Origin of the sequence: Caballeronia sp. LZ043 (genome assembly GCF_031451075.1) — a bacterium.
Lineage (GTDB): Bacteria > Pseudomonadota > Gammaproteobacteria > Burkholderiales > Burkholderiaceae > Caballeronia.
Map to the genome: position 1 here is coordinate 1,028,201 of NZ_JARUXT010000001.1, position 12,381 is coordinate 1,040,581.

At 65.1% G+C, this 12,381-nt stretch carries 14 protein-coding genes and 1 tRNA gene; 8 read left to right on the forward strand and 7 right to left on the reverse strand.

Annotated elements, in window-relative coordinates; all coding sequences use genetic code 11:
• The first annotated feature begins 22 nt into the window (after positions 1-22).
• The 3 genes from QCE64_RS04510 to QCE64_RS04520 all read left to right on the forward strand — a co-directional run bounded on the left by QCE64_RS04510 (position 23) and on the right by QCE64_RS04520 (position 1,897).
• On the forward strand, positions 23-598 hold the full coding sequence (locus QCE64_RS04510; RefSeq protein ID WP_309914940.1) for a ferritin-like domain-containing protein: 576 nt from the start codon (positions 23-25) through the stop codon (positions 596-598).
• Positions 599-733: 135 nt separating this feature from the next.
• Complete coding sequence (locus QCE64_RS04515) at positions 734-1,366, forward strand: response regulator transcription factor (RefSeq protein ID WP_309807885.1); 633 nt, start codon at positions 734-736, stop codon at positions 1,364-1,366.
• Positions 1,367-1,456: 90 nt separating this feature from the next.
• Positions 1,457-1,897, forward strand: a complete 441-nt coding sequence (locus QCE64_RS04520; RefSeq protein WP_309914943.1) for a response regulator — start codon at positions 1,457-1,459, stop codon at positions 1,895-1,897.
• A gap of 8 nt (positions 1,898-1,905) precedes the next feature.
• Here the strand turns inward: QCE64_RS04520 and QCE64_RS04525 are convergent, their stop codons facing one another.
• The 3 genes from QCE64_RS04525 to QCE64_RS04535 all read right to left on the reverse strand — a co-directional run bounded on the left by QCE64_RS04525 (position 1,906) and on the right by QCE64_RS04535 (position 4,389).
• Positions 1,906-3,099 carry an MFS transporter gene (locus QCE64_RS04525; protein WP_310002831.1) on the reverse strand — a complete coding sequence of 398 codons (1,194 nt, stop codon included), beginning with the start codon at positions 3,097-3,099 and terminating at the stop codon, positions 1,906-1,908.
• 65 nt (positions 3,100-3,164) lie between these two features.
• On the reverse strand, positions 3,165-3,965 hold the full coding sequence (locus tag QCE64_RS04530) for a phosphodiesterase (RefSeq protein ID WP_310002833.1): 801 nt from the start codon (positions 3,963-3,965) through the stop codon (positions 3,165-3,167).
• Positions 3,966-4,026: 61 nt separating this feature from the next.
• Complete coding sequence (locus tag QCE64_RS04535; protein WP_309914952.1) at positions 4,027-4,389, reverse strand: hypothetical protein; 363 nt, start codon at positions 4,387-4,389, stop codon at positions 4,027-4,029.
• Between the two features lie 222 nt (positions 4,390-4,611).
• On the opposite strand from QCE64_RS04535, the gene QCE64_RS04540 reads away from it, so the two are divergent.
• The 4 genes from QCE64_RS04540 (at position 4,612) to QCE64_RS04555 (ending at position 7,517) form a co-directional block, all read left to right on the forward strand.
• The gene (locus QCE64_RS04540) at positions 4,612-4,920 is read left to right on the forward strand and encodes a hypothetical protein (RefSeq protein WP_310002834.1); all 309 of its coding nucleotides are present in this window, start codon (positions 4,612-4,614) and stop codon (positions 4,918-4,920) included.
• Positions 4,921-5,043: 123 nt separating this feature from the next.
• Positions 5,044-5,268 carry a hypothetical protein gene (locus QCE64_RS04545; protein WP_309914957.1) on the forward strand — a complete coding sequence of 75 codons (225 nt, stop codon included), beginning with the start codon at positions 5,044-5,046 and terminating at the stop codon, positions 5,266-5,268.
• 185 nt (positions 5,269-5,453) lie between these two features.
• Complete coding sequence (locus QCE64_RS04550) at positions 5,454-6,941, forward strand: hypothetical protein (protein ID WP_310002836.1); 1,488 nt, start codon at positions 5,454-5,456, stop codon at positions 6,939-6,941.
• Positions 6,942-7,100: 159 nt separating this feature from the next.
• Positions 7,101-7,517, forward strand: a complete 417-nt coding sequence (locus tag QCE64_RS04555) for a type II toxin-antitoxin system HicB family antitoxin (protein ID WP_309929618.1) — start codon at positions 7,101-7,103, stop codon at positions 7,515-7,517.
• Positions 7,518-7,631: 114 nt separating this feature from the next.
• Here QCE64_RS04555 and QCE64_RS04560 read toward each other — a convergent pair.
• A tRNA-Leu gene (locus tag QCE64_RS04560) sits at positions 7,632-7,716 on the reverse strand.
• 160 nt (positions 7,717-7,876) lie between these two features.
• On the opposite strand from QCE64_RS04560, the gene QCE64_RS04565 reads away from it, so the two are divergent.
• On the forward strand, positions 7,877-8,335 hold the full coding sequence (locus QCE64_RS04565) for a metallophosphoesterase family protein (RefSeq protein WP_309914964.1): 459 nt from the start codon (positions 7,877-7,879) through the stop codon (positions 8,333-8,335).
• Between the two features lie 65 nt (positions 8,336-8,400).
• Here the strand turns inward: QCE64_RS04565 and proP are convergent, their stop codons facing one another.
• From proP to argA, 3 genes are all read right to left on the reverse strand, one after another.
• Entirely contained in the window at positions 8,401-9,876 is a 1,476-nt protein-coding gene (gene proP, locus QCE64_RS04570; protein ID WP_309914967.1) for a glycine betaine/L-proline transporter ProP, read from the reverse strand.
• A gap of 715 nt (positions 9,877-10,591) precedes the next feature.
• Positions 10,592-10,864 (reverse strand): oxidative damage protection protein, encoded by a 273-nt coding sequence (locus QCE64_RS04575; RefSeq protein WP_309914970.1) that lies wholly within the window; start codon positions 10,862-10,864, stop codon positions 10,592-10,594.
• Between the two features lie 61 nt (positions 10,865-10,925).
• Positions 10,926-12,308, reverse strand: a complete 1,383-nt coding sequence (gene argA / locus QCE64_RS04580) for an amino-acid N-acetyltransferase (RefSeq protein WP_309914973.1) — start codon at positions 12,306-12,308, stop codon at positions 10,926-10,928.
• Positions 12,309-12,381: the final 73 nt, after the last annotated feature.

Genomic DNA, 12,381 nt, shown 5'->3' on the forward strand with positions numbered 1-12,381 from the left:
CTCATTCACAGGAGCGAAACACATGTCCAAATCGTCTGCTGTCAAAGCTGCGCCCCAAGCGTCGTCCGACCCGTTCGTGCTCGACCTCGACAAGATCCGCGCCGATGCGCGCCAGCACATGGACGAAGGTCCCGTCACGGCAAGCTACGGCGCCGATCGCGAAACCGTGCTGAAGCTGCTGAACGACTCGCTGGCCACCGAGATCGTCTGCGTGCTGCGCTACAAGCGCCACTATTTCATGGCGAAGGGCATCCATTCGGAAGCCGTCGCGCAGGAGTTCCTCGAACACGCGAACGAGGAACAGGAACACGCCGATACGCTCGCCGAGCGCATCGTGCAACTGGGCGGCGAGCCGAATTTCGCGCCTGACGGCCTGGCCTCGCGCTCGCACTCGCAGTACAGCGAAGGCAAGGACCTGATCGACATGATTCGCGAGAACCTGATTGCCGAGCGGATCGCCATCGACACGTATCGCGAGATCATTCGCTATCTCGGCGACAAGGACGTCACGACGCGCCGTCTCTTCGAGGACATTCTCGCCGTCGAGGAAGAACACGCCGACGACATGGCGGACCTGCTGGAAGGCCGCAACGGTTGATGCCGGCGATCCCGCGTTGGCTGCACGCCGTGCCGGATGGGTCATCCGGCGCGGTGTGCGCCGTCGCGTGTGCATGGCGTGCGTACAATGAGCCTCCACCTTCACACAGAGCGTCCGGCAGCACGGATGTCGCGCATGATTCGAGTTCTCATAGCTGACGACCACGCGATCGTCCGCAGCGGTTTTCGCCAGTTCGTCGCGGACGAGCCCGACATGGAAGTTGCCGCCGAGGCCGCGAGCGGCGACGAGGCCATTGCGCTCGTGCGCGCGCAGGCGTTCGATGTCGTCTTGCTCGACATTGCCATGCCCGACAAGAACGGCGTGGATACCTTGCGTGTCATCAAGCAGATTCGGCCGGAGCAGGGCGTGCTGATGCTGTCGGGCTATCCGGAGAGCCAGTACGCGATCAACCTGCTCAAGGCGGGCGCGAACGGTTATCTGAACAAGGACGCCGCGCCCGACGAGATCGTCCGGGCGATCCGCACGGTGGCGCGCGGGCATCGCTACCTGTCGGAGTTCATCGCCGACGCGCTGGCCGACAAGCTCGACAAGCCCGCCGCGGAACGGCCGCACGAACTGCTCTCGGAGCGCGAATTCCAGATCTTCTGCAAGCTCGCGGGCGGCCAGATTCCGACGGAAATCGCGCAGGAACTGCATCTTTCGGTCAAGACCGTGAGTACCTACCGGGCGCGGGTGCTGGAGAAAATGCGGCTGGCCAACAATGCCGACCTCACGTATTACGCGATCAAGAACGGCCTGATCGAATAGCGGCGCTGCATGCGGGATCCAGGCGCTGCGCGAAGCAAACGCGCGGCTCGTGCCCAGGGTGCAGCGCATTTCAGCCGGAGGACGCCCGACGTGGGCAATCACATCACCACCGACGACCGGGCACGCCACGCAGCGCCGCATCAGACGCCGCTCGCGGTGCTGCTGATCGAGGATTCGCCGCTGATCCGGCGCAGCCTCACGGAGGCCATCGATGCGCTCGGACCGTGGCGCGTGGCCGCCTGCGCCGATGCGCCCGAGGACGCCATCGCGCTGCTGTCGGCGCAGCGCTTCGACGCGGTGATCGTCGACCTGCAACTGAAGCGCGGGTCGGGCATCGACGTGCTTGCGTGGCTCAGCCAGGCCGGCGCGGGTTATCTGCAGGACGCCTTCGTCGCGGTGCTGACCAATCACGCGCTGCCCGCTTATCGCGAACGATGCCTGCATTACGGCGTGGATCGCTTCTTCGACAAATCACTCGAATTCGACCGCGTGCTCGACGCGCTGCATGACTACGCGCGCGAACGCGGCTGAAGCGTAATTCATTGCGGCGCACGTCCGCGACGACGCCAGTGACTCAGCCCCGCGAGACCGGTGGCCGCGAGTCCTGCGAGACAGACGCCGATCCAGCCGAGCGTATGCCAGGCGAGCGACGCGAGCGCGGAACCCAGCGAGCCGCCGATGAAGTACGCCACCATGTAGACGGTGTTGACGCGGCTGCGCGCTGCGGGCTTGAGCGCATAGATGCGTGACTGGTTCGAGATCTGCGCGGCCTGCACGCCGACATCGAGCACGATCACGCCGATCACCAGCCCGATGACGCTGCGTCCCGACACCGCAAACACGACGAACGACAGCGCGGTCAGCCCGATGCACAGCGAGATCACGGCGCGCGGCCCGCGCCGGTCGGCCGACTTGCCCGCGAGCGGCGCCGCCAGCGCGCCCGCCGCGCCGACGATGCCGAACAGGCCGGCCGCCTGCGGTCCCATGTGGAACGGCTCGCCGGCCAGCAGCAACGTGAGCACCGACCAGAACATGCTGAACGCGGCGAACAGCGCGCCGCCGGTGAGCGCCGCCTCGCGCAGCGCGGGGCTTTCCCTTGTCAGATGCCACATCGAGCCGAGCAGCTTGCTGTAGGAGAGCGTCGAGGTGGGACGGCTGCGCGGCAGGCGCGCGATCACGACGACCGCCAGCGCGACGCACGCGAACACCGACGCCCCAAAGACCGCGCGCCAGCCGAAGTACTGCGCGACGAAGCCCGACACGGTGCGCGCGAGCAGGATGCCGAGCAGGAGGCCGCTCATCACGGTGCCGACCGCGTGGCCGCGCTCGGCGGCGGGCGCGAGTTCGGCGGCGAAGGGCACGGCCTGTTGCGCGATGGTCGATGCCACGCCGATCGCGAGGCTTGCGGCAATCAGCACGGCAAGCGTGCCCGCGAAGCACGCGACGACCAGCGCAACGCCCAGCGCCGCGAGTTGCAGCAGGATCAGCAGACGCCGGTCGAAGCGGTCGCCGAGTGGTGCGAGCACGAGCATGCCGAGCGCGTAGCCGAGCTGGGTCGCGGCCGGCACCGCGCCGATCAGCCACGCGCTGCGCGGAAACGCGGCGCGGAAGTCGTCGAGCAGCGGCTGATTGAAATAGATGTTGGCGACCGAAACGCCGGCAATGGTCGCGAGCAGCCACAGCGTGGCGCGCGAATAGGATGAATCGTGAGAGTGCGGTGGCGAAGTCGACATGACGGGAGGGCGCGGGAAGCCAGCCGCCGATGATACTCAAGCCCCGCGCATGCCGCTCGCCGCGGCTAGAACGGCTGCGGCCCGCCGCCCTGATCGACGCTCATGCAGTGCGTGACGAGTCCCGTCTCCTTGCGCCACAGATGCAGGCCGAAGTCGGGCGGCTCCATGACGAACGCCTCCGGCGCGCCGGGCTTCAGCTGCAGCGCGACCTGATGCGCCGTGGACGGCGCGCACCACGCCAGCGTGCCGCCGAAGCGCACGCTGATCGCACGATGCACATGACCGCACACGATGCGCTCCACGTTCGCATGGCGGCGCAGCAGCGCGTCGAGCGCGCGGCTGTCGTCGGGGGCGAGCCGAATCTCGTCCATGAAGTCGATGCCACAGGCGAACGGCGGATGATGCATGCCGATCAGCACGGGCCGCTCCGGGCAGGCGTCGAGTTGCGCTTCGAGCCACGCCAGGCGGGCGGGGCACAGCCGTCCGGAACCGTGGCCGGGATCGAGCGTATCGAGCGCGATCACGCGCACCTCGGCGACATCGAATGCGTAATGAATGAAGCCGGCGGGATCCGCAAGCGGCAGGCGGTCGCCGAAGACGGCGCGCAGGTTGTCGCGTGCGTCGTGATTGCCGGCCATCGGATGCCACGGCATCGCCAGGCGGTCGAGCAGCGTGCGCAAGTGCCGGTATTCGTCGAGACCGCCCGCATCGACGAGATCGCCGGTGATGAGCACGGCATCGGGGCGCGGGTCGAGCGCATTAAGCGCGTCGATCGCGCGGGCCAGGCAGGCGGCCGTATCGACCTGGCCATAGGCAAGCGTGCCCGGCGGCGTGATGTGCAGATCGGTGATCTGGGCTAGCAGCATGGCTCGATCTCCTCGATGCGGCCGCGCAGCAGGGCGGGCGGGGTGGGGTCTTGCGGTGAGCTTACTCGCTGTCGGCGTCGTCGGCCGGCGGCTTGGGGGCGAGCTTCGCGGGCAACAGCCACTGGAAGTTCGTCATCGACTGCTCGGTGAACGTGCATTCGGCCGCGGCGTAGTTCGTCACCTTCTTGGCCTTGCTGGCGGCGGGCGGCGAATTCCGGTCGTCGATGGTCGCGTGCACGATCACCCGTGAACCATGATAAGCGGCGTTGGAGCCGGTGATCTTGAGCGGCGCGCTGGCGGCGTCGGGGTAGTCCGCGAGCATCTTCCCCTTGCAGGCTTCGACGTTCTTGTAATAAGACGTGCAGCCGGCGAGCGTGACGAGCGGAAGGGCGAGCAGCAACAGCAGGGAGGACATGCGATTCATCGATGAATCCGGTCGATGCCCGGCGCCGCCAGCGGCGTCCGGGCGTGATGAGAGTCGGGGCGGAGCTTTATAACATGCGCGCGGCCGTGCATTACTGTAGTGCATCGCGGCGGATCGGGCCGCTTGTCTCGCCGCGCGATGCGGTAGCACAATCGGCACAGCATGCTTCCCGTGCGTATCTGGCGCGCTCAGACTGCTTTTCTCACGATGGAGACGACCGTCATGGAAAAGGACATCGAAGTCGGCGACTACTTGCTCGCCATGCAGGCCGTGCCGCGGCCGCGCCCGGCCGTCGACGGCACGAACGCCGACGACGCCGCCGACCCAGACGCCGCGCCGACCGAAGGCTATGCGATCCGCGTGCGCGTCACGCGCCTCGACCGCCAACCGGTCCACGGCAGCCGCGTGGCCGACGATTCCGGCGAGATGACCGGCGATCATGGTCCGTTCGAGACCGTCGCCGAGGCGCTTGCGCATGGCGAGGCCTGGGGCCGTCACTATGTGGCGCGCGTGCTGGGACATTCGGTGTAAGGAGGCGGTCGAAAGCGGGGTGCGCGTCCCTGCATGATGCGGGGTGCGTCGCCGACGTGGTCGTCGCTAGACTGGCCTCGTCGACCGGATGCCGGCCGGCATCACCGAGCCGCGGAGGCCGCCATGACGTCCCTGACCCTGCCAATGGCGCTGTATGTCACGCCGAACTACATTGCGTCGGTACGCCGCGGCAAGGCGCGCGAATCGTTCAGCGGGACGGTGCGCTTCATCGGCGTGGAGGCGCTGCCGTTCGATATCGAGCACCTGTGCGTGTTCGATCGCGATACGCCGATCGAAGCACTGTTCGATGCCGTGAGGGACGCCGAGCGGCTGCTCAACGCAGTGTGACTTCGGCGGCAGATTCTGCGCGCGCGCCGGACTCCGCGTCTGACGCGTTTCGCGCGCGCCACACCCCGCGTAATAATTTTTTAGCGGCTTCTTAAGAACAGTAAAATCCGCGCATCAAAAAACAACGAGAACGACCGATGTTCGGGGCTGTGCGGAGAGTAGTCGCCTGGAGATGGACGGCTGTGATGTACCTGGCCGTGTTGTGGACCGTGTCGATGCTGCATGTGTTCACGGGATGGGCCGATAACGGCGACTTTGCGCGCACCTTCGGCTTTCTGATCGACAAGCCGTTCGGCTGGAATACCGACGTGCCGGACGCGGGCTCGGCGGACTGGCAGCAACGCTATTTTCATGTCTGGATGGACAGCTGGCAGGTCTGCTCGCATCCTCCCTGCGTCGAGCATCTTTACTCGTTCTCCACGCACAAGATCTGGATGGTCATCCAGCTTCTGAGTTCCATCGCGCTGACGGGGAGCGCGTCGGCGTATTCGGTGATCGCGGGCTCCATACCCGGACGTCTCGCCTATGCCGCGGCCTATACGTGGCTGTTCATGGCGCTGCGGCGTCATGCGGGCCATCGCGCCGCATGGGCCTATCTCATCCTGATTACGCCCGTCGCGCTGTCTTCGTCGTTCATTGCGTTCCTGAATTCGTTCTTCGAAGAGCAGACGATGATCGTCGGCCTGCCGATGCTCGGCGCCTGTCTTCTCATGTTCCGCGCGCGCGGACGGCGTCGCCATGCGCTGGCCGCGTTCGGGCTGGGATGCTTCATCGCGCTGTCGAAGACGGCTTATTTCGCGCTGCCGCTGGTGCTCGCGCCGTTCATCGCGAGCGCGTTCGGACGGCGCGCGACGGCCTGCGCGGCCGTGCTGGCGACGGTCATCGCGCTGTTGCCTTCGGTGTTCGGTCCCAACACCGACATCAACAAATATCACGCGCTGTACTTCGGCATTCTCAGCGACCTGAAGACTCACGACGGCATCGAAGTGGCGACGATCGGCAACAAGCCGGTGCTTGCCGCGTGCGTCAGCAACATGGGTTACGACGAAGCCGGCATGCAATGCGTGCGCGATGCGCAGGCGACGTATCTGGATACGGTGCGCGTCGCGCTCGCGCATCCGGGCATTCTGCCGGTGATGGCCTGGCACGTGCTCGAAAAGGGCAGCCAGATCGAGTTGCCCGGCCTCGGGATGAGCCTGCGGGACGCGCCGAGTTTCGCGAAGGCGCCGCTGTTCCGGCTCTGGTCCCGGATGTATGCGCATCGGCTGAACACGCTGATTCTGGGTGCGGCGCTGGTCGTGACGTGCCTCGCGCACACACGGCGGATCAGCGCGGTAGCGGCGACGGGCTTGTTCTTCGCGGCCTGGGGCGCGCTGCAATACGTGCTCGTGCTCGCGGACGGCTTCATGGAAATCGAGAAGCATCTGATCGGCGCGAACTACTGTTTGTCTTTTGCGGGCGTGCTGTTCGCGGCTGCGCTGTGCGCGAGCACGGCGAGCGTCGCGGTGCGGGGGGCGAGGGGCTGGCGGTCGTCATCGGCGGGGATCGATGCCGGTGCTGGCTGGGCGGGTGCGCTGCCCGGAACGGCGGAGCGCGCGTTTGATGCGGCGGGCATGGCTGTAGATGAGCGCGGCGCGGCGGCAGCGCGGGTGGAGGAGAGCGTGAGCGCTTGAAGGAGGGGCGAGTTGGATGTCGGGAATGCGGTCGCCTGACTCGTTGACCCAGTAGCAGAAGAATCGCATTTTCGCGTTCGCCTGCGCCAGCAATTCGGATAGGTCACGACGCAACAACTCAAGTGACGTTTTCAGCTACCACACGTAATGGAGTGCGATATGTTGCGTTATCCAGCCCGGTTCGAGCCAGACACGGGCGGCTTCGTGGTGACGTTCCGGGATATACCGGAGGCGATCACGCAAGGCAGTAGCCTGGAGGAGGCGCGGGGAATGGCGGCCGACGCGCTGCTGACGGCGATGGACTTCTACCTGGAAGACAAGCGCCCGGTGCCAGTGCCGTCGAAGGTGAAGAACGGCGAGGAATTGATCGCGCTAACGGCCAGTGTCTCGGCAAAAATCCTGTTGCTGAACGAGATGATTGCGCAGGGCGTCACGCCGTCGGAACTCGCGCGTCGGCTCAAGACGAGGCCACAGGACGTCAACCGGATCATGCTGCTGAATCATGCGACCAAGATCGACACAATTGCCGATGCGTTCTCAGTCCTTGGGAAGCAACTTGTGATCGCAGTTGTTTGATGTCTTCGAAAAGAAAAGGTACTTGAAGCGCCGAAGTTCGCTGATCGCGGATGCTGTCGCTTCGCATTGAGAGACTGGAGCCCTTGGCCATACTTGGGCGGTGCTGCAAAGACCTGGTACCGGGGACCGGACTTGAACCGGCAAGCCGTTAGGCGGCGGATTTTAAGTCCGCTATGTTTACCAATTTCATCACCCCGGCAGGGCGGACGCGATTCTACCATTGCGCCCGCATCGGCCAAAACCCGCGCGCATGGTTCGACACGGGTTTCACCGTCGCGCATAATCGGCGGCACCGTTCATGCGACAAACACCTCACCATCAGCCCAAAGGCAGAAAGACATCGACGTCAGGAGAGCACCATGCGCATCGGCCTGATCTCCGATACCCACAACCTCGTGCGCCCCGAAGCGCTCGATGCCTTGCGCGGCTGCGCGCACATCATCCACGCCGGCGACATCTGCCGGCGCGACGTCCTCGACAGCCTGGCGCCGCTCGCGCCGTTGACCGTCGTGCGCGGCAACAACGATACGGGCGCGGACGTCGCGCATCTGCCGGAGCATGTGCGCATCGAACTCGGCGGCGCGTCGATCCACGTCGTGCACGACATCGCGGACGTTCCGAAGCGGCTCGCGGGTATCGATGTCGTCGTCACCGGACATTCGCACAAGCCCTTGATCGAGCGGCGCGGCGCCACGCTGTTCGTGAACCCGGGCAGCGCGGGACCGCGCCGCTTCAAGCTGCCGATCACGCTCGCGCTGCTGGAAATCAATAGCGACGCCGGCGCGCCCGACGCGCGCATCGTCACGCTTACGCCATAGCGCCATGAAAAAGGCCGATGCGGGAGCATCGGCCTTGACGGAGACTCAAACTACGACAACCTCGATCAGGCGCGCGCCGTCCCTTCCGGGAACGCATCGTCCATTTCGCCCGCTTCGCGATGACCGCGCAGGATCGCATGCGCTTCCGAGTGCGAGGCGACCGCCGGCGGCGAGCCCTTCAACGGCTTCTTCGCTGATTCGTGCAGCGCGATCACCGACACGATGCCGATCACCGAAGCGCCCATCAGATAGTATGCGGGCATCATCAGCATGCCGGTCTTGTCGACGAGCCACGCGGTGACGAGCGGCGTCGTCCCGCCGAACAGCGACACCGACACATTGAAGCCGATCGCGAGCGCGCCATAGCGGATCTTCGTCGGGAACAGCGCCGGCAGCGACGACGGCATCACGCCCGTGAAGGTCGAGAGCAGCGCGCCGAGAATCATCATGCCGGTGAAGATCGACGGAATCGTGCCCATGCGGATCAGCGTGAGCGCCGGGATCGACAGCAGCAGCAAGCCGACACAGCCCGCCAGCATCACCGGCTTGCGGCCGACGACATCGGACAGACGGCCGAACAGCAGGGTCAGCGGCATCATCAGCACCATCACGACGAGCACGATGAACAGGCCATGCGTCTCGTTGAACTTGAGGGTCGCGGACAGATAGCTCGGCAGGTACGAGAGCGCCATGTAGTCGGTCACGTTGAAGATCAGCACGAGGCCCACGCATTGCAGCAGCGGCCGCCATTGCTGTACCAGCGTCTCGCGGAACTGCTGCTTGGTGGTTTCGTGCGAGACGGCTTCCGCCTTCTCGGCTTCACGCTGGAACGCCGGAGTCTCTTCCAGCTTCATCCGGATATACAGGCCGATCAAACCGAGCGGTCCCGCGATCATGAACGGAATGCGCCAGCCCCACGACAGCAGCGCGTGCTCCGACATCACCGCCGTCAGCACCGCCACGACGCCCGCGCCCAGCACATAGCCCACCAAAGTGCCGAACTCGAGGAAACTCGCCATGAAGCCGCGCTTCTTGTCCGGCGAGAACTCGGCGATGAAGGTCGCCGCGCCGCCGTACTCGCCGCCCGTCGAGAAGCCCTGCACCAGGCGCGCGACCAGCAGCAGCACCGGCGCCATCACGCCGATGCTGTCATAGCTCGGAATCAGGCCGATCGCGAACGTGCCGAGGGCCATCATGATCATCGTCATCGCGAGCACACGCTTGCGGCCGATGCGGTCGCCGAGCGGGCCGAACACCATGCCGCCGATCGGCCGCACCAGGAACGCGGCCGCGAACGTGCCGAAGGTCGCGAGCAGCTGCGCGGCCGGACTGCTCGACGGGAAGAACACCTTGCCGAGCGTCACGGCGATATAGCTGTACACACCGAAGTCGAACCACTCCATCGCGTTACCGATGGCCATGGCGCCGACGGCGCGCTTCAGCAGGGACTGGTCGACGATCGTGATGTCGTCGAGAGTGAGGTCGGATTTCTGGCTCGATGAATCGCGTTTGCGCCAAAGGCCCTCGTGATGGGATGACATGTTTCGAAAACTCCGTATTCGATCCCGAGCACTCCGGAGAGTGGCTTCGGGTGCGCCATCGAAAAGCTTCGGTGGCGCGAATTGCCGGGAGAGTGCAGTTTCGCGACGGCGCCGCCATGCAGGGCAGCGGGAAACGATCGCCAATGGCTCCGCGCAGCGTCGAATGGAGCGGACGCTGACAAATCAGTAGCAAACGCGGTGCCGGTGCATCGCGGTGGGTTGCGAAATTGCACTCGGGGGTAACGCAACGAGTTTGACGTGCGGACGGTCAACCCCGGCGACGTGCCTGGGTTGCCGCGGGTGGGCCGCGACGTCGGCGAAAAAACAGCTTGAGACGAAAAAGGCCGGCGTGTTTTGCTGAACCAACGAGTCCATCTGGTTCATCTGGCAAAGCAGCTTAAAAACCGACGCGCCTCTTTGTATGAAAAACAGTCACTACCGCGCTGTGTCCGACATCATGAAGCTGGACTTGCACCGCGTGAATGATGGTGAATTGCTGTTGATAAGAAGGAGATGATATCACGATGACAGACGATCTGCAAACCGGCCCGGCGGTCGAAGGCTCCTGGCGGCCCGCAATCCCTTATCCCGTCTGGGATAGCGCGAAGTCGTCGTAGTGTGCTTGGGTGTACCGTCCGGATCAATTTCGCGGGTTTCGCGGGCAATGAAAAACCGGCCCAAGGCCGGTTTTTCGCCGAACGGATGATGCTCCGGTTCAGCCTTGCGGCGGCACGTAGCCGGTCGCGGTATCGGCGCCTTCGCCGAAGAAGTACTTTTCTGTCTGCTTGATCAGATACTGGCGCGCGCGCGGATCGGCCATGTTCAGGCGATTCTCGTTGATGAGCATCGTCTGCTGCTTGAGCCAGCCCTGCCAGGCTTCCTTGGAAATCGTTTCGTAGATGCGCTTGCCGAGTTCGCCCGGCAGCGGCGGGAAGTCCAGTCCTTCGGCTTCCTTGCCGAGCTTCGCGCATTGAATCATTCGGGCCATTGTGTCTTTCTCCTCTGTATCGGGGGTCGAGGCGCCGTCCCGCGCCTCTCGAATCGGTTCTTCAAAGCTGTTTCATCAGCACGAGCGACTTGCGCTGCCAGTTGTAAAGGCGGCGGCGGTCCTCCGGCAGATCGTCGACGGTGACCTTGACGAAGCCACGCTTCAGGAACCAGTGCTCGGTGCGCGTCGTCAGGACAAAGATGCGCGTGAGGCCGCGCGCGCGGGCGCGCTGCTCGATGCGTTTCAGGAGCCGCTCGCCGTCGCCGGAACCTTGCGCTTCGGGCGCGACCGTCAGGCAGGCCATCTCGCCGATGCGCTCCTGCGTGTAGGGATACAGCGCCGCGCAGCCGAACAGCACGCCATCGTGCTCGATGACCGAGAAATGGTCGATGTCGCGTTCTATCTGATGGCGGCCGCGGCGCACCAGCGTGCCGTCGGACTCGAGCGGTTCGATCAGCGTGAGAATGCCGCCGACGTCGTCCGGCGTGGCCTCGCGCAGGCTCTCGAGATTCTCGTACGAGATCATCGTGCCGACGCCGTCGTGCAGGAACAATTCGAGCAGCACGCTGCCGTCGAGCGCGTACGGAATGATGTGGCCGCGCGCCACGCCGCCGCGGCAGGCGCGGATCGTGTGCTTCAGGTAGAACGCGGTATCGCCCTGCAATTCGCCGCTTTCCTGCAGGCGATAGGCGTCGTCGAGCGACATTTCGCGCACCAGTTCGCCTTCCGCGTCGGCGAGGCCGGGAATCTCCGTGACGAAGATGATCTTGTCGGCGCGCAACGCGATGGCGGCGGCCGAGGCGACGTCTTCCATCGACAGATTGAAGGCTTCGCCGGTAGGCGAGAAGCCGAGCGGGGAGAGCAGCACGAGCTTGTTGCTGGCGAGCGACTGGCGTACGGAATCGCCGTCGATCTTGCGTACGACGCCGGTGTGCTGGAAATCGACGCCGTCGAGAATGCCGACCGGCCGCGCCGTCACGAAGTTGCCCGAGACGACGCTGATGTGCGCGTGCGCCATCGGCGTGTTGGGCAGGCCCTGGCTGATCGCGGCCTCGATGTCGAGGCGCACTTCGCCGGCGGCTTCCTTGGCGGATTCGAGCGCGCGGGCGTCGGTGATGCGCAGGCCGTGCGAGAACGACGATTCGACGCCGTGCAGGCTCAGCTGTTCGTCGAGCTGCGGGCGCGAGCCGTGTACCAGCACGACGTGGATGCCCATTGCGTGAAGCAGGCCGACGTCCTGCACGAGCGCATTCAGGCGTCCTTCCTGCACCAGTTCCCCGCCGAACGCCACGACGAACGTCTTGTTCCGGAACGCGTGGATATACGGCGCGACGGAGCGCATCCAGTCGACGAACTGGGCATGGGGATCGGGCGCTTCCGGCTCGGCCGCGGCCAGTGGCGATGCGGCTTGAGCAGTCATCGTGAGGTCGGTTTGAGAATTCATCCCGGGATTATAATGCGACGCTATGTCGAATGTTTCTCGTCCCTCGCGTCCCGCGCGCCCTTCAAGTCCCAAG